The sequence below is a fragment of the Hydrogenophaga sedimenti genome, assembly GCF_051857515.1.
In the GTDB taxonomy this organism is placed as follows: domain Bacteria; phylum Pseudomonadota; class Gammaproteobacteria; order Burkholderiales; family Burkholderiaceae_C; genus Hydrogenophaga.
Window position 1 is genome coordinate 134,064 of sequence record NZ_JBPZHA010000003.1, and the last position, 22,845, is coordinate 156,908.

Genomic DNA, 22,845 nt, shown 5'->3' on the forward strand with positions numbered 1-22,845 from the left:
AGTCCATGATGCCCCTGAAGTCTCCCCGTCTGACCCGCCTGTTGTGCGCACTGCTCAGCGCACAGTGGCTGTTCTCTGCCGCCCCGGCCGGCGCCCTGACACCCCCCGCGCAGCCGGGCGCTGCCGTGCCGTTCACGCCGCCCAGCGCCACCGACTGCCGCCGCCCCATCCGCACCCACGAAGTCCCGGGGCAGGTGTCGGTGACCGGGAAGGCCGCGCCCGAAGGGGCTTCGATCGCGCGCGGGCGGATGTTCGGTGGCGCGCCCGGCGCTCCGGTGGCCAGCCCGCCAGCGGCCAAGTCCGCCGCGCCCGCTTCCGCCCCCTTGCGGGAGAGTGCGGTCGCCGACAGTGCGCGCGGCGCTCCGTCGCCGTCCCCCGCGCTGCAGGCGCCCGCGGCGCCGGTCGTCACCGCCGGCATGGTCGACGACAACGCCGACTTTGGCGAGTACCTGGCCTTCCGTGCCCGCACCCCGGTCGAGCACCAGGCGCGTGACATCCGCGAACGATATCTGCTGCAGGTCAGGGACCGCGCCGGGCGCGGCGTGGCCGACGCACAGGTGCAGGTGCGGTCGCCGGATGGCGCGGTGCTCTGGGCGCGCACCGACACCGGTGGCCAGGTCTGGCTGCACCCCGACGCCTTCGACAAGGCCTCGTCCACGCTCTACCAGGTGACGGTGCACCACGCCGGCCAGACCGCCCAGGGCTTTCTGCGCCGTGGCCAGAAAGACGCGGTGCAGGTGCAGCTGGACGAGAAGCTGGCGGCGCAACGCGCGCGCCTCGACCTGGTGTTCCTGGTCGACGCCACCGGATCGATGGGCGACGAGATCGACAAGCTCAAATCCAGCCTGCACAGCATCGCGGCCGAGGCCGCCCGCCTGCCGAGCCATCCCGACCTGTGCTTCGGCCTCGTCGCCTACCGCGACCGGACCGACCCCTTCGTGCTGCGCAGCCACGACTTCACCAACGACCTGGGCGCCTTCCAGAAGGTGCTCAACCAGCTGCAGGCCGACGGCGGTGGCGACTATCCCGAAGCCATGAGCGAAGCGCTGGGGGAGACGGTGCACCGCTTGAGCTGGCGCGGGGACGGTGCGACCCGCATGGTGGTGCTGCTGGCGGACGCGCCGCCACAGCTCGGCCCCGACCGCCCGCCCTACGACGAAGAGATGCTGGCCGCGCTGGCCAAGGGCATCAAGATCTTCAGCGTCGGCGCCAGCGGACTGGACCGCCAGGGCGAGTTCATCCAGCGGCAGATGGCCCAGTTCACCGGTGGCCGTTTCGTGTTCCTGACCTACGACCGGGCCGGGCAGCCCGCCAGCGGCCCGGGGCGCGAGACGGTGCACGACGTGAAAAACTACTCGGTTGCCACGCTGGACCACCTGATCGTGCGCCTGATCCGCGAGGAACTGGCCCGCCTGCCCGCCAAGGCGTCTTGAAGGGGCGCAAAAGATGTTCTATAATGCGCGGCTTCGGCGATATAGCTCAGTTGGTTAGAGCGCAGCATTCATAATGCTGATGTCGGTGGTTCAAGTCCACCTATCGCCACCAAACATCAAAAGCGGGTCCGGCAACGGAACCCGCTTTTTGCATTCATGGCCATCAAATCCACCATCTTCAAGGCGAACCTCCAGCTCGCCGACATCGACCACGGCTACTACGCCGACCATGCGCTGACGCTGGCCCGCCACCCGAGCGAGACCGACGAACGCATGATGGTCCGGCTGGTGGCGATGGCGCTGCAGGCGCACGAGCTGCAGGACACCTGCGGCGGTGACGGCACGCTGGCCTTCGGCGCCGGCCTGTCCGACCCGGACGACCCGGACGCCTCGCTGACCGATTTCACCGGCCGCAAACGGGTCTGGATCGAGGTCGGCCAGCCCGAGGACAAGCCGCTGTCCAAGGCCTGCAGCCAGGCCGACGCGGTGTTCGTCTACGCCTTCAGCTCGGCCGCGGACGTGTGGTGGAAGGGCATCGAGAACAAGCTCACGCGGATGGACAAGCTGCAGGTCTGGCGCCTGCCGACCGAGGTCGCGCCCGCGCTGGCGGCGCTGGCCGAACGCAGCATGCAGCTGCAGGCCACGGTGCAGGACGGCGCGCTCACGCTGTCGAGCCAGCAGGGCAGCGTGCACATCGAGCCGGTGCGCTGGAAGTGAGCGCGAACCGGGCCGCGTGAGACAATCGCGGCCCCGGCGGACCCGTCCGCCTCCCACAGCCTCTGGATCTACACCATGAACCGCTGCTCTCCGTTGTCCGCCTCGCGCCGCGTCCTGCTGACGCTGGCCGGCCTGGGTCTCTGCACCCTGGCCCACGCCCAGATCCAGGTGCGCAACTTTCCGGCCAGTGCCCTGCGCGGCACCATGGTCGTGACCCAGCCTCCGATCATCGCCATGGACGGCAAGGCCACCCAGCTGTCGCCCGGCGCGCGCATCAAGGGCGCCAACAACCTGCTGGTGCTCTCCGGCAGCATCGTGGGTCAGGAACTGACGGTGAACTACACCCTCGAGTCCAGCGGCATGGTCCACGACGTCTGGATCCTGACCGAAGCCGAAGCGGCCGAGAAGCGCAAGCGCGCCGGCCAGTAACCCCAACCCAACCACTGCAAGGCCCCGTCCAGCACGCGCCGTGGCACCGGCTTCGCCGGGCCACTGGCGTGGTCCTCCTTCCAGGGGGACGCCGCGTCAGCGGCGCAGGGGGTGATTCATCATGAAAAAAGTCTTCATCAAGACATTCGGCTGCCAGATGAACGAGTACGACTCGGACAAGATGGCCGACGTGCTCGGCGCCGCCGAGGGCTTCGAAAAAACCCAGGACCCCGAAGAGGCGGACCTGATCCTGTTCAACACCTGCTCGGTGCGCGAGAAGGCGCAGGAGAAGGTGTTCAGCGACCTCGGCCGCGTCAAGCACCTCAAGAAGAAGGGTGTGCTGATCGGTGTGGGCGGCTGCGTGGCCAGCCAGGAAGGCGCCGAGATCATCAAGCGCGCACCGTATGTGGACGTGGTGTTCGGCCCGCAGACCCTGCACCGCCTGCCCGAGATGCTCAAGGCGCGCGACCGCCTGAACCAGCCGCAGGTGGACATCAGCTTCCCCGAGATCGAGAAGTTCGACCACCTGCCGCCTGCGCGCGTGGAAGGCGCCTCGGCCTTCGTCTCCATCATGGAAGGCTGCAGCAAGTACTGCAGCTACTGCGTGGTGCCCTACACCCGCGGTGAAGAAGTCAGCCGCCCGTTCGAAGACGTGCTGGTCGAGATCGCCGGCCTGGCCGACCAGGGCGTGCGCGAGGTCAACCTGCTGGGCCAGAACGTCAACGCCTACCGCGGCAAGATGGGCGAGACCGAAGAGATCGCCGACTTCGCGCTGCTGCTCGAATACGTGGCCGAGATCCCGGGCATCGAGCGCATCCGCTACACCACCAGCCACCCCAACGAGTTCACGCCGCGCCTGATCGAGGCTTACGCCAAGATTCCGAAACTGGTGAGCCACCTGCACCTGCCGGTGCAGCACGGCAGCGACCGCATCCTCATGGCCATGAAGCGCGGCTACACCGCCATGGAATACAAGAGCACGATCCGCAAGCTGCGCGCGATCCGGCCCGACCTGTCCCTGAGCAGCGACTTCATCGTCGGCTTCCCGGGCGAGACGGAAGAGGACTTCCAGAAGATGATGAAGCTGATCACCGACGTCGGCTACGACGCCAGCTTCTCGTTCATCTTCAGCCCGCGCCCCGGCACGCCCGCCGCCAATCTGCCCGACGACACGCCGCACGAGGTCAAGCTGCAGCGCCTGCAGCACCTGCAGGCCGTGCTGGAGGAGAACGTGCGCCGCATCAGCGCCAGCCGCGAAGGCACGGTGCAGCGCATCCTGGTCGAGGGGCCCTCACGCAAGAACGCCGCCGAGCTCATGGGCCGCACCGAGTGCAACCGCATCGTCAACTTCGACGGCGGCCCGAACAGTGCGCGCCTGGTGGGCCAGATGGTCGACGTGAAGATCACGCAGTCGCTGCCGCACTCGCTGCGCGGCGAGGTGCTCACGACCGAACAGGTCGCCTGACCAGGGGATTCAGGCGCCAGGCCGTCCCAAATCAGTTCTGCGGTGGTTTGAGGTAGCGCTGGTCCGACCAGGTCGCCAGCCACTGCGGCACGAAGGCGACGAAGATGGCGCCGAACATGCCGGTGAGGAAGGCATCGCCCCAGGCCATCAGCCAGCGCGCCACCAGCGACCACTCCCGCCCCGGCTCGCCGGCCACCCACTGCAGGCCCTCGAACAGCAGCCCCGACAGGAACACCGCCACGGCGGTGCCGAAAAACGCACGCCCCAGCGTGTAGACAAACGGGTTCGGCGGCAGCCAGCGGCGCAGCACCGCGCCAATCGCCAAGGCCAGGAGCGCCGGCACCAGTCCGGTCCAGACCCACTGCATCAGCACCACCTCGGGGTCGGCCTGTCCCACGAACCAGACCACGGCGGCAACCCCACCGAGCACCAGCACGGCCAGCGGCCAGCCCAGCATCAGCACCAGCAGGCAGGCGCCCGAGAGCTGCACCTGCAGACCCTGCGGCATCTTCTGCGGCAGCAGCCAGAGCCAGGGCAGCAAGACCAGCGCCGCCAGCGCGGGCGTGAACAAGGGCCCGCGCAGCATGCGCCAGGGCCGCAGCCACAGGGCCACCGCCACACAGGGCACCGCAATCAGCAGGTTCAGAACCATCCACATGGGAGGCGAGTATCGGCGTGCGCGCAGACAGGCCGCTTGACTTCCGTCAACCCCACCGGAGCGCGGGGATTGATCCAGAAACGCCGTGGAACTGGCTTCGCCAGGCCACAGGCGTTGCCCCCCAGAGGGGAAGACGCGCAGCGGCGCAGTGGGGTCACATTTTCGGCATGCCCTTCATGCCACCCATGCGCTTCATCATCTTCATCAGGCCGCCGCCCTTCATCTTCTTCATCATGCCCTGCATCTGCTCGAACTCCTTGAGCAGGCGGTTGACTTCCTGCACATGCACGCCGGCACCGGCGGCGATGCGGCGCTTGCGGGTGGCCTTGATGAGATCGGGCTTGGTGCGCTCGCGGGGCGTCATGCTGCAGATGATCCCTTCCTTGCGCTTGATGTCTTTCTCGGCGCGGGTCAGGTCGGCCTCGCTGGCCTTGGCGGCCAGGTTGCCGGGCAGCTTGTCCATCAGGCTGGACAGGCCACCCATCTGCTTCATCTGGCGGATCTGATCGAGGAAATCGTTGAGGTCGAAGTCGCCACCGCTCTTGACCTTGGCGGCCAGCTTCTGCGCCGCCTCCATGTCCACACCGGCGGTGACCTGCTCGACCAGGGCCACGATGTCGCCCATGCCCAGGATGCGCCCCGCGTGGCGGTCGGCGTCGAACACCTCCAGGCCGTCGATCTTCTCGCTCACACCAGCGAACTTGATTGGCGCACCGGTGACCTGGCGCACCGACAGCGCCGCGCCGCCGCGCGAGTCGCCATCCATCTTGGTCAGCACGATGCCGGTCAGTGGCAGCGCGTCCTTGAAGGCCTTGGCGGTGTTGACCGCGTCCTGGCCCTGCATCGCGTCGACCACGAACAGTGTCTCGACCGGATGGATCGCGGCGTGCAGCTCCTGGATCTCGCGCATCAGCACTTCGTCGATCGCCAGGCGGCCGGCCGTGTCGACCAGCAGCACGTCGAAGTAATGTTTCTTCGCGTAGTCCAGCGCCGCGCGGGCGATGTCCAGCGGCTTCTGGTCGGGCGAGCTGGGGAACCACTCGGCGCCGGCCTGCGCCGTCACCGTCTTGAGCTGTTCGATGGCGGCCGGGCGGTAGACGTCGCCCGAGACCGTCAGCACCTTCTTCTTGCGCTTCTCGATCAGGTGCTTGGCCAGCTTGGCCGTGGTCGTCGTCTTGCCGGCGCCCTGCAGGCCCGCCATCAGGATCACCGCCGGCGGCTGGGCCGCGAGGTTGATGTCCGCCACGCCTTCGCCCATGGTCGCCGCCAGCTCGCGGTTGACCACGCTGACCAGCACCTGCCCGGGCGTGAGCGAGCCCACCACCTCGGCGCCCAGCGCCTTCTCTTTCACGCGGGCAATGAAGTCGCGCACCACCGGCAGGGCCACGTCGGCCTCCAGCAGGGCCATGCGCACCTCGCGCAGCATGTCGGTGACGTTGCTCTCGGTGATGCGCGCCTGACCCCGCATTTCCTTGACGATGCGTGACAGACGGTCGGAAAGGGCTGAGGCCATGTTGGGGTCGGGGAAGTGGGGGACGGCGGGGGGTGACAGCGGCGAAACGCCGGGGTCGGGTCGCGTGGCGGAACCGGCGGCTCGCGCGGCCAAGACGCTTTAAACTCCAAGGGCGATTTTAGCTGCCTGCCCCCTCTCCCAACGGCCGCCACGCCCATTCATGACCTTCCTGCCCGCCCTCACCAGCAACCCGCCCGCAGCCCTGCTGTCGGCGGTGGCGGCGCTGTCGTACGCCTTCATCGCCTGGGCCCACCCGCGCCTGACCCAGCAGCAGACCCGCAACATCCTGGCCGTGGCCTGGCTGCTGCACCTGCTCGTGCTGGGTTCGGCGGTGCTGGAAACGCCGGCCCGCTTCGGGTTCGCGCCAGCCCTGTCGGTCACCGCCTGGCTGGTGCTGACGGTCTACCTGATCGAGAGCCGCATGTATCCGCAGCTCAAGGCGCGCTGGACGCTGGCGGTGCTGGGCACGGTGGCGGTGCTGCTGGCGCTGTTCTTCCCCGGCGCCCAATACCATGCCCTGCCCTCGAACTGGATGCCGCTGCACTGGGCGCTGGGCATCGCCTCCTACGGGCTGATCGCCGCGGCGGTCGTGCACGCCTGGCTCATGCAGCGCGCCGAGAAGGCCATGCGCCTGGGCACCACCAGCGACACCTCGATGCCGCTGCTGACGCTGGAACGACTGACCTTCCGCTTCGTCGCCGCCGGCTTCGTGCTGCTCAGCGCCACGCTGCTGGTCGGTGGCTGGTTCTCCGAACTCATCAACGAGCGCTGGGTCTGGAACCACAAGACGGCGTTCTCGGTGCTGGCCTGGCTGACCATGGGCGTGCTGCTGCTGGGTCGCTGGCGCCTGGGCTGGCGCGGTCGCGTCGCGGTGCGCATGCTCTACCTGGGCGCAGGCTTCCTGCTGCTGGGCTACGTCGGCTCGCGCTTTGTGCTCGAAGTGGTGCTGCACCGGATCGGCTGACGATGAAATTCCTTCTGGTCCTGACCGTGCTGCTGGTCGCCTTCTGGATCTGGCGCAACAACCGCCAGTCCGAACAGGACGACGCCGCACCGAAACGCAAGGAGCCGGCACGCCCGATGCCGATGATTGCCTGCGACCAGTGCGGCACCCACCTGCCCGAGAGCGAAGCGGTCCAGGGCAACCGGGGACGCTACTGCTGCCAGGAGCACCGGCGCCAGCACGAAGCCGCCGTGCGGTGAGCCACTGACTCCGGACTCGGCACACCCATGGCATCCGATCCGAACTCCCAGTTTGCCCCCTCCTGGTACTCCACCCTGGAGGCCGGCAGCAGCCTGCAGGACCAGGCCCACCACGTGCGCGCCTATGTGCGGCTGTGGAAGGCGTTCATGCGGGCCCGCGTGCTCATCGCCCTGGTGCTGCTGGCGCTGCAGGTCTTCCTGCAGAGCAACGGCGGTGGCGGCGCGAAATGGCTGGCGGGCGTCTGCGCACTGCACCTGGGCGCAACGATCGCCGTGCTGCTGTGGACCAAGCGCATCGAGCCGGGCCGGGCCTTCCGCGTCCAGTGGCTGCTGACGATTGCCGTCGACCTGGTGGTTTTCGGGCTGCTGGACCACTTCCAGCAGGCGGGCATCAACTACACGCCGCTGTTCGCGTTGCCGGTGCTGCTGGCCGCCATCCTCGGCTCCATGACGCTGGCGCTCGCCACGGCGGCGGTCACCACACTCTACCTGCTGGGCGACGCACTGCTCGGCGCGCCCCTGCTGAGCGACGTCTCGACCTCGCGGCTGCTGCAGTCGGGACTGAGCGGCACCGGTTTCTTCGTGGTCGCATTCCTGGCCAACCAGCTGGCCCAGCGCCTGGCGCGCGAAGAGGCGCTGGTGCAGAAGAGCCAGGCCGCGGCGCGCTCGCAGGCCGAGGTCAACGAACTGATCATCGAGAGCCTGAGCGAGGGTGTGCTGGTGGTCGACCGCCACGGCGTGGTGCGCAACGCCAACCCGGCGGCACAGGGCATGCTGATGGGCGACCACTACCCGCACGCCGCCAAGCTGCTGCTGTCGGCGCGCCCCGAATGGGAGAGCCTGTCGTTCCTGGTCGACCGGACCTTCCAGGTCGGTCAGGGGCTGGAGGCAGAGGTGCAGCTGGCCCCGGACGAATACACCACCTTGCGCCTGTTTGCCCGCACCCGGCTGACCAATGCGCAGAACTGGCGCCCCAACGACCTGTGCGTGCTGTTCCTCGAAGACCTGCGCGAGGTCGAGGCGCGGGTGCGCACCGAGAAGCTGGCCTCGATGGGCCGCATGTCCGCCGCCGTCGCCCACGAGATCCGCAACCCGCTCTCGGCGATCACGCAGGCCAATGCCCTGCTGGACGAAGAGGTCACCGAACCCGGCCAGAAGCGCCTGACGCGCATGATCGAGCAGAACGCGCAGCGCCTCTCGCGCATCGTCGACGACATCCTCAATGTGGCCCGGGCCCAGCCCAGCCAGGACGAAGGGCTGCCGGCCCTGCCGCTGGACCAGACCCTGCGCCAGATCACCCACGAGTGGACCCGCCAGAACCAGGCCAAGGGCGTGCTGGGCGTGCATCCGCATGCCCCGGGCCTGCACATCACCTTCGATCCCGAGCACCTGCGGCGCCTGATGATCAACCTGCTGGACAACGCCCTGCGCCACGCCAGCGGACAGGCCTCCTCGATCCGCGTGATCTCGCAGCCCGCCGGTCCGGACCGCGTGCGCATCTCGGTCTGGAGCGACAGTGCACCGCTGGAGCCCAGCGTGCTCAAGCACCTGTTCGAGCCCTTCTTCTCTTCCGAGAGCCGCTCCAGCGGCCTGGGCCTCTACATCTGCCGCGAGCTGTGCGAACGCTACGGCGCACAGATCGCCTACCAGCGCAGCCGCCTGGACCAGCGCGAGGGCAACGAGTTCTACGTGCTGGCGCCGACCACGCAGGGCGGCCCGCGCGCGCCGGTCCAGCAGAGCCTCTCCTATCCGCCCGGTGACTCGCTGCCGCCACCGACCCGGCCCGGCACGTCCACCAACGGCCCGCCCTCCCTTTCCACGCTCTGACGTTCTTCATGCCCGCCTCTCCCACCGCATGCGTGCTGGTCGTCGACGACGAACCGGACCTGCGCACCCTCTACGAACTCACGCTGCTGCGCGAAGGGTACGAAGTCGTGTCGGCGCCCGATCTGGCCCAGGCCCGCGAATGGCTGGCCCAGCGGCGCTTCGATGTGCTGATCTCCGACATGCGCCTGCCCGACGGGCTCGGACTGGAACTGCTGCGCGAACTCGGCGAACAGCAACGCAGCGAGAAGACCATCGTCATCACGGCCTACGGCTCGGCGGAGAACGCGGTCGAGGCCCTCAAGAGCGGCGCCTTCGACTACCTGACCAAGCCGGTGGACCTCAAGCAGCTGCGGTCCGCGGTGCACGCGGCCCTGCAAAGCCAGCGCATGGAGCCGGCGGCCGACCAGCGGCGCGCACCGGTGAGCGAACCGGTGCGCAGCGCGCCACCGCCACCCGGTGGCATCCGGGCGCTGGCGCGCATCGTGGGCACCTCGGCCCCGATGGTGCAGATCCGCCAGCGCATCGAAAAGGTCGCCACCAGCATGGCGCCGGTGCTGATCCTCGGCGAGTCGGGCACCGGCAAGGAACTGGTCGCGCGGGCGGTGCATGAGTGCAGCCACCGCACCGACGGTCCGTTCGTGGCGGTCAACTGCGGTGCGATTCCCGACAACCTGATCGAAGCCGAATTTTTCGGCGCCCGCAAGGGCGCGTACACCGGCGCCAGCCACGACCGCGAAGGCTATTTCCAGGCGGCGCGTGGCGGCACTCTGTTCCTCGACGAGATCGGCGACCTGCCACTGGGCATGCAGGCCAAGCTGCTGCGGGTGATCCAGGAACGGCGCGTGCGCCCGCTCGGCGGTGTGCAGGAAGAGGCGGTCGACGTCCGGCTGGTCAGCGCCACGCACAAGGACCTGTCGGCCCTGGTCAAGAGTGGCGATTTCCGCCAGGACCTGTTCTACCGGCTCAACGTCATCGGTCTTCGCACCCCGCCGCTGCGCGAGCGGCGTGAAGACCTGCCGGAGCTGGTGCTGGCCCTGCTGCAGCGCATCTGCGCCGAGTCGGGCCAGACCGCCCCGGTCCTGTCCGACGCCGCCCGCGCGTACCTGCAGTCGCGCGAGCTGCCCGGCAATGTCCGCGAACTGGAGAACCTGCTGCAGCGTGCGCTGGCACTGAGCAGCGGGTCGGTGCTGGAGGCCTGCGACTTCGAGGATTCCAGCGACAGCGCCGAGGTGCCGTTCCGGCCTTCCCAGCCGGACCAGATGGCCGAGCCGCCCGCACCGGCCCAGGCCACCGAAAACGCTGGCATTCCCGCCGACCTGCAGAGTTACCTCGATGAGCAGGAACGCCAGGTGCTGCTCAAGGCGCTCAAGGAATGCGACTTCAACCGCACCGCCGCCGCCAGCCGGCTGGGCTTGAACCTGCGCCAGATGCGTTACCGCATCCAGCGCCTGGGCATCACCATGCCCTCGGACGATGAAGACACCCAGAGTTGATGCCTTGAAGGCCGGTGCGGCGGGCGACTGGGATGGAGGCTGGCTCCGGACCGCGCGCGCCGTGGCCTCGCCCAACTTCGGCCCCCGCCCCGATGGCGCCCGCATCGACCTGATCGTGCTGCATTCGATCAGCCTTCCACCGGGTGTCTACGGCGGTCCGGAAGTCGAGCAGCTGTTCACCAACCAGCTCGACTGGTCGGCCCACCCCTACTTCGGGCAGATCCGGGGCATGGAGGTTTCGGCCCACTTCTTCGTGCGGCGCACCGGTGAACTGGTCCAGTTCGTCGACGCCGGCGCCCGCGCCTGGCACGCCGGTGCCTCGTGCTGGCGCGGACGCACCAACTGCAACGACGATTCGATCGGCATCGAGCTCGAAGGACTGGAAGGCGAATCCTTCGAGGCTCCGCAATACGCCACCCTGACCCAGCTCTGCGAGCAGCTGCGCGCGCGCTTCCCGATCGAGCACATCGCGGGCCACGAACACATCGCGCCCGGCCGCAAGCAGGACCCCGGTCCGGGCTTTGAGTGGTCGCGGCTGCAACGGTCCCTGGGCTGGGATCATCGGTATTTTCCCGGGTGCGTCGGCACCACAGAAAACGCCAGCGACTGACCGCGCGCCGCCGCCAGAAAACCTTCCGGCGTCCCGCCAGCAACGGCGCGGACTTGCGCCACAAATCCCGCCAGAAACCGCGCCGCCATTGGCGCCCTGAAAGCGAACGCAGAAGTTTCGCTGGCCCGCGGCATCCCGCGTCAGGCGCCGGAGGCTGCGCCATTTTTGCCAGACGAAAAGCAAACCGAAAAACCGCACGAAACACTACCGGTAGTGGCTTGTACCCCCACGAGACACCAGATATAGTGTGCGCTGCGCCAGACCACCTGGCCCTGTGCCCCGCGCCCCGCCGCCGGCACCCACACAAAACAAACGAAAGAGGAACCATGCTGACAGCCACGCCCACCGCATCCCCGAACGCCCCCCAACTGTTGACCGGCAGCGCCGGTGTCGCCGCCGAGCCGACCAGCTCGACCGTGTTTGCCCAGTACCAGATCATTCGCCGCAACGGCGCCGTCGTGCCGTTCGAGCCGAGCAAGATCGCGGTGGCGATGATGAAGGCGTTTCTCGCGGTGCATGGCACCCAGGGCGCCGCGTCGGCCAGCGTGCGCGAGACGGTGGATGCACTGACGCAGACCGTGGTGCGTGCGCTGGTGCGTTCGCGTCCGGGCGGCGGCACCTTCCACATCGAAGACGTGCAGGACCATGTCGAACTGGGCCTGATGCGCAGCGGACACCATGAAGTGGCCCGCGCCTACGTGCTCTACCGCGAACGCCGCACCCAGGAGCGCGCCCAGCAGGTGCAGGCCGCGCAACCCGCCGAAGCCGTCCTGCACGTGGTGGATGGTGGCCAGCGCGTGCCGCTGGACATCGCCCGCCTGCAGGGCCTGATCGAAGCCGCCTGCGCCAACCTGGGCAAGGACGTCAAGGCCGATCCCATCGTCGCCGAGACCAAGCGCAACCTGTACGACGGCGTGCCGATCGAAGAGGTCTACAAGGCCGCCATCCTCGCTGCCCGCACCCTGATCGAAAAAGACCCCGACTACACCTACGCCACCGCGCGCCTGCTGCTGCACACCGTGGTCAAGGAAGTGCTGGGCGAAGACGTGCCACAGGCCCAGCGCGCCGAGCGCTACGCCGACTACTTCCCGCAAGCCATCAAGAAGGGCGTGCAGAACGAACTGCTGGACGAGAAGCTGCTGCAGTTCGACCTGGCCCGCCTGGGCGCCGCGCTCAAGCCCGAGCGCGACCTGCAGTTCGACTACCTGGGCCTGCAGACCCTGTACGACCGCTACTTCCTGCACGTGCGCAAGACCCGCATCGAGCTGCCACAGACCTTCTTCATGCGCGTGGCCATGGGCCTGTCGCTCAACGAGATCGACCGCGAAGCCCGCGCCATCGAGTTCTACGAGGTGCTGTCCTCGTTCGACTTCATGTCGTCCACGCCCACGCTGTTCAACGCCGGCACGCTGCGCTCGCAGCTCTCCAGCTGCTACCTGACCACGGTGCCCGACGACCTCGACGGCATCTACGAGTCGATCAAGGAAAACGCGCTGCTGTCCAAGTTCGCCGGCGGCCTGGGCAACGACTGGACCCGCGTGCGCGCCCTGGGCGCCCACATCAAGGGCACCAACGGAGAATCGCAAGGCGTGGTGCCCTTCCTCAAGGTGGTCAACGACACCGCCGTCGCGGTCAACCAGGGCGGCAAGCGCAAGGGCGCGGTCTGCACCTACCTGGAAACCTGGCACCTGGACATCGAAGAGTTCCTGGAGCTGCGCAAGAACACCGGCGACGACCGCCGCCGCACCCACGACATGAACACGGCGAACTGGATTCCCGACCTGTTCATGAAGCGCGTGATGGAAAAGGGCGACTGGACCCTGTTCTCTCCCAACAACGTGCCCGACCTGCACGACCTGTTCGGTGCCGAGTTTGAAAAGGCCTACGTCGCCTACGAAGCCAAGGCCGAGCGCGGTGAGATCAAGCCCAGCCGCAAGGTGCCGGCCACCGACCTGTGGCGCAAGATGCTCTCGATGCTGTTCGAGACCGGCCACCCCTGGATCACCTACAAGGACGCCTGCAACGTGCGCAGCCCGCAGCAGCACGCCGGCGTGGTGCACAGCTCCAACCTCTGCACCGAGATCACGCTCAATACCAGCGACACCGAAACCGCGGTCTGCAACCTGGGCTCGGTCAACCTGCTCCAGCACGTCAAGGATGGCCAGCTCGACCACGCCAAGCTGCAGAAGACGATCAACACGGCGATGCGCATGCTCGACAACGTGATCGACATCAACTACTACGCGGTCAAGAAAGCGCGCGACTCCAACCTGCGCCACCGTCCGGTGGGCCTGGGCCTGATGGGCTTCCAGGACGCGCTGTACGAACTGCGCATTCCCTACGCCTCCAACGAAGCGGTCGAGTTCGCCGACAAGTCGATGGAAGCGATCTGCTACTACGCCTACTGGGCCTCGACCGAGCTGGCGCGCGAGCGCGGCCGCTATTCGAGCTACCGCGGTTCGCTGTGGGACCAGGGCATCCTGCCGCCCGACACGCTGGACCTGCTGGCGCGCGAACGCGGCGGCTATGTGGACGTGGACCGCTCGGCCACGCTGGACTGGGACGCGCTGCGCAAGAAGATCGCCGCCGATGGCATGCGCAACTCCAACTGCGTGGCCATCGCCCCGACCGCGACCATCTCCAACATCATCGGCGTCGACGCCTCCATCGAGCCCTGCTTCGGCAACCTCTCGGTCAAGTCCAACCTGTCGGGCGAGTTCACCATCATCAACGGCTACCTGGTCAAAGACCTCAAGCGCCTGGGCCTGTGGGACGACGTGATGGTCATGGACCTCAAGCACTTCGACGGTTCGCTGCGCCCCATCGACCGCGTGCCGCAGGACGTGAAGGCGCTCTACGCCACCGCGTTCGAAGTGGAGCCGCTGTGGCTGGTGGAGGCCGCGGCGCGCCGCCAGAAGTGGATCGACCAGGCACAGAGCCTGAACATCTACATGGCCGGCGCTTCGGGCAAGAAGCTCGACGACACCTACAAGCTCGCGTGGCTGCGTGGTCTCAAGACCACCTACTACCTGCGCACGACCTCGGCCACGCAGGCCGAAAAATCCACCGGCCGCACGGGCCAGCTCAACGCGGTTGCGGTGCACGGCCACGATGTCGCAATGAGCGCACCGGTCGCTGCCGCGGCGACGGCAGAACCTGCGACCGACATCAAGTTCTGCGCGATCGACGACCCGGGCTGCGAAGCCTGCCAGTGAGCTTCATGCGCCGATGCGAATGACCGTGATGAAACTTCTCACCGATTTCGATGCAGCACCGCAACACAATGCATTCGCTCGGCACATGATTGCTTTGCAATTCATGTCGACGCTTCGATAATCCACCGAATTGGACACCCCTATGTTGACCTGGGACGATCAAGTCACTCCCGCTGTTAAGCCCGCACCGATTTCCCCGACTGCTGTTTCGTCGGGTGTGCAAGCGTCACTGTCCTCCGCCGCACCGTCTTCGTCCGACAGCGCCCGACGTGTCAACGTCGCCGACAAGCGCATCATCAACGGACAGACCGACGTCAACCAGCTCGTTCCCTTCAAGTACAAGTGGGCCTGGGAAAAATACCTCGCCACCTGCGCCAACCACTGGATGCCGCAGGAAGTGAACATGAGCCGCGACATCGCGCTCTGGAAGGATCCCAACGGCCTGACCGAAGACGAGCGCCGCCTCGTCAAGCGCAACCTCGGCTTCTTCGTCACCGCCGATTCGCTGGCCGCCAACAACATCACGCTGGGCACTTACCGCCACATCACGGCGCCCGAGTGCCGCCAGTTCCTGCTGCGCCAGGCCTTCGAAGAAGCGATCCACACGCACGCCTACCAGTACATCGTGGAGTCGCTGGGCCTGGACGAAGGCGAGATCTTCAACGCGTACCACGAGGTCCAGTCGATCCGCGACAAGGACGAGTTCCTGATTCCGTTCATCGACGCGATCATGGATCCGATGTTCAAGACCGGCACGCCCGAGAATGACCAGACGCTGCTCAAGTCGCTGATCGTGTTCGCCTGCCTGATGGAAGGCCTGTTCTTCTACGTCGGCTTCACGCAGATCCTCGCACTGGGCCGCCAAAACAAGATGACCGGCGCTGCCGAGCAGTACCAGTACATCCTGCGCGACGAATCGATGCACTGCAATTTCGGCATCGACCTGATCAACGCGATCAAGCTCGAGAACCCGATGCTGTGGACGCCGCAGTTCAAGGCCGAGATCAAGGCGCTGTTCGAAAAAGCCGTGGAACTCGAATACCGCTACGCTGAAGACACCATGCCGCGTGGCGTGCTGGGTCTCAACGCCTCCATGTTCAAGGGCTATCTGCGCTACATCGCCAACCGCCGTGCGACGCAGATCGGCCTAGAGCCACTGTTCCCCAACGAAGAGAACCCGTTTCCCTGGATGAGCGAAATGATCGATCTCAAGAAGGAACGCAATTTCTTCGAGACCCGCGTCATCGAATACCAGTCCGGCGGCGCGTTGTCCTGGGATTGAAGGCCCGACGATTGATTGACATGTTCACCGTTTCACAAAGCCCTGCTCCAGACATCCCGGTGTCCGGGACAGGGCTTTGTCACAGCATTCAAGGCCTTGGCGCCACCCGTGGATGCATCCACGGCGCCAGGGTCCTGAATCACTTCTCCGGCGTTCGGTCGGTGGAAGTGCTCTTTGCAACTTGATCAAGGAGAAAACAATGGCAACTGCGAAAAAAGCTCCGGCCAAGAAAGCCGCCCCGGCTAAAAAGGCCGCTGTGAAGAAGGCCGCTCCGGCCGCCAAGAAGGCTGCACCGGCGAAGAAGGCTGCTGCTCCCAAGAAGGCCGCTCCGGCCAAGAAGGCTGCACCGGCAAAGAAGGCTGCTGCTCCTAAGAAGGCTGCACCGGCGAAGAAGGCTGCTGCTCCTAAGAAGGCTGCACCGGCAAAGAAGGCTGCTGCTCCTAAGAAGGCTGCACCGGCGAAGAAGGCTGCTGCTCCTAAGAAGGCTGCACCGGCAAAGAAGGCTGCTGCTCCCAAGAAGGCTGCACCGGCGAAGAAGGCTGCTGCCCCTAAGAAGGCTGCACCGGCAAAGAAGGCTGCTGCTCCCAAGAAAGCCGCCGCCCCCAAGAAGGCCGCCGTCAAAAAGGCAGCCCCAGCAAAAAAAGCTGAGCCGGCCAAGAAGCCGGCAGCCCCTGCGGCACCTGCAGCTCAAACCAAGCTGAACCCTCAGGCTGCCTGGCCGTTCCCGACGTCCAGCAAGCCCTGAGTCATCCTCACGGATGATTGACAGGCCCGGTGCGCAAGCGCCGGGCCTTTTCGTTTTCAGAGCTGGTAGTTCTGGCCGCCGCGGCAGGCAATCTTGGTGGCCCCCAGGCGATTGCCCAGCTCGGCACAGCGTTCGAGCGACCAGCCCTGTGACAGGCCGTGCAGCAGGGCTGCGCGGAAGGCATCCCCGCAGCCGGTCGGATCCACCACCGCCGTCGCGGCCACGCCGGCCACCCGGGTGACCTGGCCGTCCACATGCACATCGCAGCCATGCTCGGCCAGCGTCACGATCAGTCCGCTGACCTGGCGTGCAATCTCCGGCAGGCTCAGGCCGGTGCGATCGCTGAGCATCTTGCCTTCGTAATCGTTGACCGCCACCCAGCTGGCCATCGAGACGAAGTGGCGCAATTCTTCGCCGTTGAACATCGGCAGGCCCTGGCCCGGATCGAAGACAAAGGGGATACCGGCAGCGTGCAGTTGTTCGGCGTGCTGCAGCATGGCGTCGCGCCCGTCGGGTGCCACGATCGCCAGGCGGATGCCGGCGTCGGTGGGCACACGGTTCTCGTGCGCCTGCGACATCGCACCGGGGTGGAACGCGGTGATCTGGTTGTTGTCGCGGTCGGTCATGATCATCGCCTGGGCGGTGTAGTTGTCCGCCGTGGTGCCGATGAACCGCGTGTCCACGCCCAGCCCCTGCAGCCGCGCGAGATAGTCCTGCGCATCGTTGCCCACCATGGCCAGCGGCACCGCGTCCGAGCCCAGCTGGCGCAGGCCGTAGGCGATGTTGCCTGCGCAACCGCCGAATTCGCGCCGCATGCCGGGCACGAGAAAGGACACGTTGAGGATGTGCAGCTGGCTTGGCAGGATCTGCTCGGCGAACCGGCCCTCGAAGGTCATGATGGTGTCGAAGGCGAGCGAGCCGCAAATGAGGATGGACATGTTGGAAGGTTCTCAGGGATAAAAGACCAGGGCACGGTAGCCCGACATGGACGACACGCCCTGGTCCGCGATGGACAGGCGCAGACTCAGGGACAACGCGCCCTGTGGTGGCAGCAGCTGGGGCGCCCCCGGAAGCTCTTCCGGCAGGAACACCCTGCGGACGATCACGGCTTCGCGCGTGTCCGTCAGGCTCAGCTCCAGCGCCGGCATGGCGACCGCGTAGGCCGCGCTGTTCTTGAGCACCAGATCGAACGAGTAGAAGTTGCCCAGACGCCGCACCAGGTTCGAACTGTCGATGACCACCGATTCGATCTGCCGCGCAGGCCCGACTTCACACCCCATGGGTCGGCACAGGGCCACCAGCAGGGATTCCGTCGCCGGATTCCAGGCCGCCAGCCGGTTGCGCTCGTACACGGCGATCTGGAGCAGCAGACCCAGCACCAGCAGCACCGAGGCCAGCCACAAGGCCGCGCGCGTGCCCCGGGATTGCCAGAACGCCCGCTTGCGCGCCTGCACCACAAAACTCGGCTCCAGCACCGGCGGCTCCGCCGGGGCTGTTTCCCCTGCTTCGGACGCGGGGATGGGCGTCGGCGACGCTGGCTGCGCATCACCGGCAACGGCCTCTTCTTCCTCGACCGGAGCCACGTCAGAAGCGGACGACTCGACCGAGGGGTCAGGCGCTGGCGGCGCAGGAGAAGGGACCGGCGGAGTTGCCTCGCTGGTGGACGACACCGCAAAGCGCCGGATCTCTTCTTCGAAGGTCTGATCGGCCTGGACCCGGTCCATGCCCGGAACCGAGCGCGGCCCCTGTGGCGACGGCCCGGGCTCTTCGGTCCGGCGGGGCCTCAGCAGCCAGCCGTCGTCACCCTCACCGGGCGGCGGTACCACCGGAGCCGAGATCACCACCTTGCGCGAGGGCGACGGCACCGGAGGCATGGTCTCCTGCACCGGGGCGGGCGGCGGAGGGGCGACAGGTACAGGCTCGGGCGCCGGGCCTTCCCCTTCCAGAAACAGCGTGGCATCAAACACATCGGCGCAATGCCCGCAACGCACCCATCCGTCGGAAATCTTGAGCTGGTCGGGAACGATCTTGAACGTCGTTCCGCAAGCAGGACAGCGGGTGGTGAAACTCATGCGGCGATTATTGCAGGCACCTGCACCGCCCCCGGCCCGACGGAGCCGGTCTCAGACCTTGGAAGCGGTCATCAGGATCCAGCCGTCTTCCTCGTCGCTCACGCGCAGCTTCACCCAGGGCGCATAGGCTTCGCGCAGCTCTTCTTCCTGCCGGGCCAGGATGCCCGCCAGCACCAGATGCCCGCCAGCACGCACGCGCTCGCACAGCAGCGGCGCCAGCACCTTCAGCGGCGTGGCCAGGATGTTCGCCAGCACCACATCGAAGTCGCCATCGACCACGTCGGGCAGGCCGGTTCGCAGCACGACCCCGTTGGCATCGGCATTGAGCCGCGACGACTCGACCGCGGCCGGATCGATGTCCACCGCCACGATGGGATCGGCACCGAACTTGGCCGCACCGATCGCCAGGATGCCGGAACCGCAGCCGTAGTCGAGCACCCGCTGACCGCGCGGCGCATGCCCCGCGATCCAGCGCAGGCACATGCGGGTGGTCGGGTGGGTGCCGGTGCCGAAGGCCAGGCCAGGGTCCAGGCGGATCACCTCTCTGGCCGCGGCCGGAGGCTCGTGCCAGGTGGGCACGATCCAGAAGGTCGGCGTGATCTCGACGGGATCGAACTGCGATTGCGTCAGCCGCACCCAGTCCTGCTCGGCCACAGTGCGAACGCCCATCACCTGCGAACCGTCGAAGAAGTCCTGCGGCAGCAGCAGCGCCGCCGCCTCGCGCGCCAGCGCTTCATCGGGGAACAGCGCCACCACCCGCGATCGGTTCCAGCCCTCCTTGGGCGGCGGCATGCCGGGTTCACCAAACAGCGCCTGCTCGGCCGGGGTCAGTGCGTCGGCGTCCTCGACCGACACGCTCAGCGCATCCAGGGCCACCAGCGCGTCGCCGACCGGCTCCACGCCGGCCTCGGGCACCAGCAGCACCAGCTCGAACAGCGAGCCGCCGGACACGTCAGCGCTCACGCTGCGACAGCCACTCTTCGAGGTAGTGGATGTTCGTTCCGCCGGCCACGAAGCTGGCGTCGACCATCAGCTCGCGGTGCAGCGGGATGTTGGTCTTGATGCCTTCCACCACCGCCTCGGCCAGCGCGGTGCGCATGCGGGCCAGGGCCTGCTCGCGCGTGTCGCCGTGCACGATCAGCTTGCCGATCATGGAGTCGTAGTTGGGTGGCACGAAGTAGTTGGTGTACGCATGCGAGTCCACGCGCACCCCCGGGCCACCGGGCATGTGCCAGGTGGTGATGCGGCCGGGCGACGGGGTGAACTTGTAGGCGTCTTCGGCGTTGATGCGGCACTCGATGGCGTGGCCGCGCAGCTGGATCTGGCGCTGCGTGAACGGCAGCTTCTCACCGGCCGCGACCGCGATCTGGGTGCGCACGATGTCCACGCCCGAAATCCACTCGGTCACGGGGTGCTCGACCTGGACACGCGTGTTCATCTCGATGAAATAGAACTCGCCGTTCTCGAACAGGAACTCGAAGGTCCCCGCGCCGCGGTAGCCGATCTTCTTGCAGGCGGCGGCGCAGCGCTCGCCGATCTTCTCGATCAGGCGGCGCGGAATGCCCGGGGCCGGCGCCTCTTCGATCACCTTCTGGTGGCGACGCTGCATCGAGCAATCGCGCTCACCGAGGTACACCGCGTTGCGGTGGGTGTCGGCCAGGATCTGGATCTCGATATGGCGCGGGTTCTGGAGAAACTTCTCCATATAGACCTCGGGATTGCCGAAGGCCGCACCGGCTTCCGCCTTGGTCGTCTGCACGGCGTGCAGCAGGGCCGCTTCCGTGTGCACCACGCGCATGCCGCGCCCACCACCACCGCCGGCGGCCTTGATGATCACCGGGTAACCCACCGCCTTGGCGGTGCGCTTGATCACGGCCGGGTCGTCCGGCAGGGCGCCCTCAGAACCGGGCACGCAGGGCACGCCGGCGCGGATCATGGCCTGCTTGGCCGAAACCTTGTCGCCCATCATGCGGATGGACTCGGGAGTCGGGCCGATGAAGGTGAAGCCGCTGCGCTCGACACGCTCGGCAAAGTCGGCGTTCTCCGACAGGAAGCCATAGCCGGGGTGAATGGCTTCTGCGTCGGTCACTTCGGCGGCCGAAATGATGGCCGGCATGCTGAGGTAACTCTGGCCCGAGGGCGCCGGGCCGATGCAGACGGCCTCGTCGGCCAGCCGGACGTACTTGGCGTCGCGGTCGGCCTCTGAATAGACCATCACGGCCTTGATGCCCATTTCGCGGCAGGCACGCTGCACACGAAGGGCGATTTCGCCGCGGTTGGCGATGAGGATTTTCTTGAACATGGGGCGAGGGTCCCCTTTATTCGATGACGAACAGCGGCTGTCCGTATTCCACCGCCTGGCCGTTCTCGACCAGGATCTGCGTGATCGTGCCGCTCTTGTCGCACTCGATCTCGTTGAGGATCTTCATGGCCTCGACGATGCAGATGGTCTCGCCTTCCTTGATCGACTGGCCGACCTCGGCAAACGGCTTGGCACCGGGGCTGGACGCGCGGTAGAAGGTACCCACCATGGGAGACTTGACGATGTGGCCGGTCGGCTCGGCAGCCACGACGGGCGCGGCAGCGGGCGCTGCGGCTGCCGCTTCGCCGGCGGCAGGTGCCGCGGCCAGCACGGGCGCGGCAGGGGCAACCGCCATCACTTGTGCCACTGCCGACGCCGGAGCACTCTTGACGATCCGCACCTTGCCTTCGGCCTCGGTGATTTCCAGTTCCGACACGTTCGACTCGGACACCAGGTCGATCAGCGTCTTCAGTTTTCTCAGATCCATGATTTCTCCAACGAATTGCAGTCAAGTTGGTTTAACTTCGCTCTATTTCAGAAAAAAGGCGACGCCAACTTGCCGGGGTGCGCAGTGTACACGAGGGACGGTATCGCGCAAGTTACCGTTCGTCACACCTTGAGGGAAGAGCAGCCGGATGACGGCTGACAACAAACAGACACAAGATGGGCGAACTTTAACCCTTTTTTAATCCCGTTCGCAACGCGTGGCTTGCACCGCCCGTCTGTTCCCCGTTCAGGCCAGTTGGGCCCAGAGCGCCAGCTCGTCCGGACTGACTTTGCCCAGTTTGCGGTGCAGGACCGTGCCGTCGGCACCAAACACTACGCTGAACGGCAAGGCACCACTGACGTTGCCCAGGCTGCGGGACAGCTCGGTGCCCGCGAATCCCGCGAGCGCCACCGGAAAGTCCAGTGGCGTGTGAGACAGGAAGCGCGCGACCGGCGCCGCCTGGTCGACCGCCAGCCCCAGCACCTGCCAGCCCTGGGAAGCGTGCTCCCGGTGGAACCGGTTGATCAGGGGCAGTTCGTCCACGCAGGGCGGACACCAGGTGGCCCAGAAGTTCACCAGCAACGGACGGCCGCGCATCGGCGACATGGCGATCGTTTCCCCCTTCACGCCGGGGAAGGCGCTGCCCCAGAATGCAGCCTCGGCGCCATCCAGCGAAGTGCCGGGTCGCAACCGCCACCACGCGACCCCGGCGCCGGCCGCCATCGCGGCAACACCCACCCCGGCCATCCACAGTTGCCGGCGGTTCATGCGTTCGCCTCCGGACTCGCAGTGACGAGAGCCCGCACATCCCCGGCGTCGCCACGCGGCCTGCGACCCTGAGCATCCGGCTTCAGCGCTCCGCGCATGGCATCGTGGTCCAGCACCAGAAGGTGTACCAGCACCCACTGCTCCAGCGCCGGACAACGCAGGCGCAGCGTCAGCGCCTCGACCGGATCCCCCAGTGCGTTGCTGGCGGTGCCGGGGTGGTACTCGACCCGGTGATCCAGCAGCGCCCATTCGGCCGCCTTGGGGTCGTCGCAGTACAGCTGTATATAGATGTCGCTGTGGCGCGTGGCCGTGCCGTGCCAGACGGCGCCGCACAGGTGCGGCCGGAAGGCAGCCAGCCGTTCCATCCAGACCAGGGCCAGCTCGCGCAGCGCCTGCAATTCGACGGGCTGGGTGTCGTCGCAGAAAATGGCGATGTGTTCCCGCACCGCCGCCTCCAGCTGGTCGTTGTCCGGCCAGGGCGTACGGGCCGTCGACAGGCCCAGCTGTTTCGCCGCCCGCCGCTTGGCCGCGGCGTACTCCAGGCCTTCGTCCACCACCAGACGGGCTGCCACCGCAGCAATCTCGGCGGTCGTGTCGGAACGGAAGGTATCCATGGGGCGGATTGT

21 protein-coding genes and 1 tRNA gene are annotated in these 22,845 nt (G+C 67.0%); 13 read left to right on the plus strand and 9 right to left on the minus strand.

Going from position 1 to position 22,845, the window contains the following annotated elements; genetic code table 11:
• The first annotated feature begins 8 nt into the window (after positions 1 to 8).
• The 5 genes from ACS5NL_RS05770 to miaB all read left to right on the plus strand — a co-directional run bounded on the left by ACS5NL_RS05770 (position 9) and on the right by miaB (position 4,044).
• On the plus strand, positions 9 to 1,433 hold the full coding sequence (locus ACS5NL_RS05770) for a vWA domain-containing protein (protein ID WP_439352695.1): 1,425 nt from the start codon (positions 9 to 11) through the stop codon (positions 1,431 to 1,433).
• 35 nt (positions 1,434 to 1,468) lie between these two features.
• Positions 1,469 to 1,545 (plus strand) — tRNA-Met (locus tag ACS5NL_RS05775).
• Between the two features lie 44 nt (positions 1,546 to 1,589).
• Positions 1,590 to 2,150 (plus strand): YaeQ family protein, encoded by a 561-nt coding sequence (locus tag ACS5NL_RS05780; protein ID WP_439352696.1) that lies wholly within the window; start codon positions 1,590 to 1,592, stop codon positions 2,148 to 2,150.
• A gap of 75 nt (positions 2,151 to 2,225) precedes the next feature.
• Positions 2,226 to 2,579, plus strand: a complete 354-nt coding sequence (locus ACS5NL_RS05785; protein ID WP_439352697.1) for a hypothetical protein — start codon at positions 2,226 to 2,228, stop codon at positions 2,577 to 2,579.
• A gap of 118 nt (positions 2,580 to 2,697) precedes the next feature.
• On the plus strand, positions 2,698 to 4,044 hold the full coding sequence (miaB, locus tag ACS5NL_RS05790) for a tRNA (N6-isopentenyl adenosine(37)-C2)-methylthiotransferase MiaB (RefSeq protein WP_439352963.1): 1,347 nt from the start codon (positions 2,698 to 2,700) through the stop codon (positions 4,042 to 4,044).
• Positions 4,045 to 4,075: 31 nt separating this feature from the next.
• Here the strand turns inward: miaB and ACS5NL_RS05795 are convergent, their stop codons facing one another.
• A complete protein-coding gene (locus ACS5NL_RS05795; RefSeq protein WP_439352964.1) occupies positions 4,076 to 4,696 on the minus strand; it encodes a hypothetical protein in 621 nt (206 codons plus the stop codon).
• 160 nt (positions 4,697 to 4,856) lie between these two features.
• The gene (gene ffh / locus ACS5NL_RS05800) at positions 4,857 to 6,215 is read right to left on the minus strand and encodes a signal recognition particle protein (RefSeq protein WP_439352698.1); all 1,359 of its coding nucleotides are present in this window, start codon (positions 6,213 to 6,215) and stop codon (positions 4,857 to 4,859) included.
• Between the two features lie 160 nt (positions 6,216 to 6,375).
• Here ffh and ACS5NL_RS05805 point away from each other — a divergent pair, with 160 nt between their 5' ends.
• From ACS5NL_RS05805 to ACS5NL_RS05840, 8 genes are all read left to right on the plus strand, one after another.
• Positions 6,376 to 7,179 (plus strand): cytochrome C assembly family protein, encoded by an 804-nt coding sequence (locus ACS5NL_RS05805; protein WP_439352699.1) that lies wholly within the window; start codon positions 6,376 to 6,378, stop codon positions 7,177 to 7,179.
• Positions 7,180 to 7,181: 2 nt separating this feature from the next.
• Complete coding sequence (locus ACS5NL_RS05810) at positions 7,182 to 7,418, plus strand: PP0621 family protein (RefSeq protein WP_439352700.1); 237 nt, start codon at positions 7,182 to 7,184, stop codon at positions 7,416 to 7,418.
• 27 nt (positions 7,419 to 7,445) lie between these two features.
• The gene (locus tag ACS5NL_RS05815; protein ID WP_439352701.1) at positions 7,446 to 9,245 is read left to right on the plus strand and encodes a sensor histidine kinase; all 1,800 of its coding nucleotides are present in this window, start codon (positions 7,446 to 7,448) and stop codon (positions 9,243 to 9,245) included.
• Positions 9,246 to 9,253: 8 nt separating this feature from the next.
• On the plus strand, positions 9,254 to 10,738 hold the full coding sequence (locus ACS5NL_RS05820; RefSeq protein ID WP_439352702.1) for a sigma-54-dependent transcriptional regulator: 1,485 nt from the start codon (positions 9,254 to 9,256) through the stop codon (positions 10,736 to 10,738).
• On the plus strand, positions 10,719 to 11,348 hold the full coding sequence (ampD, locus tag ACS5NL_RS05825; protein WP_439352703.1) for a 1,6-anhydro-N-acetylmuramyl-L-alanine amidase AmpD: 630 nt from the start codon (positions 10,719 to 10,721) through the stop codon (positions 11,346 to 11,348). The genes ACS5NL_RS05820 and ampD overlap by 20 nt, the downstream gene beginning before the upstream one ends.
• Before the next feature lie 326 nt (positions 11,349 to 11,674).
• Positions 11,675 to 14,563, plus strand: coding sequence for a ribonucleoside-diphosphate reductase subunit alpha (locus tag ACS5NL_RS05830; protein ID WP_439352704.1), 2,889 nt, complete (start codon positions 11,675 to 11,677; stop codon positions 14,561 to 14,563).
• Between the two features lie 142 nt (positions 14,564 to 14,705).
• Complete coding sequence (locus ACS5NL_RS05835) at positions 14,706 to 15,845, plus strand: ribonucleotide-diphosphate reductase subunit beta (RefSeq protein WP_439352705.1); 1,140 nt, start codon at positions 14,706 to 14,708, stop codon at positions 15,843 to 15,845.
• 199 nt (positions 15,846 to 16,044) lie between these two features.
• Positions 16,045 to 16,590 carry a histone gene (locus ACS5NL_RS05840; protein ID WP_439352965.1) on the plus strand — a complete coding sequence of 182 codons (546 nt, stop codon included), beginning with the start codon at positions 16,045 to 16,047 and terminating at the stop codon, positions 16,588 to 16,590.
• 56 nt (positions 16,591 to 16,646) lie between these two features.
• Here the strand turns inward: ACS5NL_RS05840 and ACS5NL_RS05845 are convergent, their stop codons facing one another.
• The 7 genes from ACS5NL_RS05845 to ACS5NL_RS05875 all read right to left on the minus strand — a co-directional run bounded on the left by ACS5NL_RS05845 (position 16,647) and on the right by ACS5NL_RS05875 (position 22,833).
• Entirely contained in the window at positions 16,647 to 17,528 is an 882-nt protein-coding gene (locus ACS5NL_RS05845; RefSeq protein ID WP_439352706.1) for a carbohydrate kinase family protein, read from the minus strand.
• Between the two features lie 12 nt (positions 17,529 to 17,540).
• The gene (locus ACS5NL_RS05850; RefSeq protein WP_439352707.1) at positions 17,541 to 18,662 is read right to left on the minus strand and encodes a DUF3426 domain-containing protein; all 1,122 of its coding nucleotides are present in this window, start codon (positions 18,660 to 18,662) and stop codon (positions 17,541 to 17,543) included.
• Between the two features lie 51 nt (positions 18,663 to 18,713).
• The gene (gene prmA, locus ACS5NL_RS05855; protein WP_439352966.1) at positions 18,714 to 19,598 is read right to left on the minus strand and encodes a 50S ribosomal protein L11 methyltransferase; all 885 of its coding nucleotides are present in this window, start codon (positions 19,596 to 19,598) and stop codon (positions 18,714 to 18,716) included.
• 16 nt (positions 19,599 to 19,614) lie between these two features.
• A complete protein-coding gene (accC, locus tag ACS5NL_RS05860; RefSeq protein WP_411365102.1) occupies positions 19,615 to 20,964 on the minus strand; it encodes an acetyl-CoA carboxylase biotin carboxylase subunit in 1,350 nt (449 codons plus the stop codon).
• A 16-nt stretch (positions 20,965 to 20,980) separates the two neighbouring features.
• The gene (gene accB / locus ACS5NL_RS05865; protein ID WP_439352708.1) at positions 20,981 to 21,451 is read right to left on the minus strand and encodes an acetyl-CoA carboxylase biotin carboxyl carrier protein; all 471 of its coding nucleotides are present in this window, start codon (positions 21,449 to 21,451) and stop codon (positions 20,981 to 20,983) included.
• Between the two features lie 246 nt (positions 21,452 to 21,697).
• A complete protein-coding gene (locus tag ACS5NL_RS05870) occupies positions 21,698 to 22,219 on the minus strand; it encodes a TlpA disulfide reductase family protein (RefSeq protein WP_439352709.1) in 522 nt (173 codons plus the stop codon).
• Entirely contained in the window at positions 22,216 to 22,833 is a 618-nt protein-coding gene (locus tag ACS5NL_RS05875; protein ID WP_439352710.1) for a hypothetical protein, read from the minus strand. Before ACS5NL_RS05875 ends, ACS5NL_RS05870 begins: the two co-directional genes overlap by 4 nt.
• Between the last annotated feature and the right edge of the window lie 12 nt (positions 22,834 to 22,845).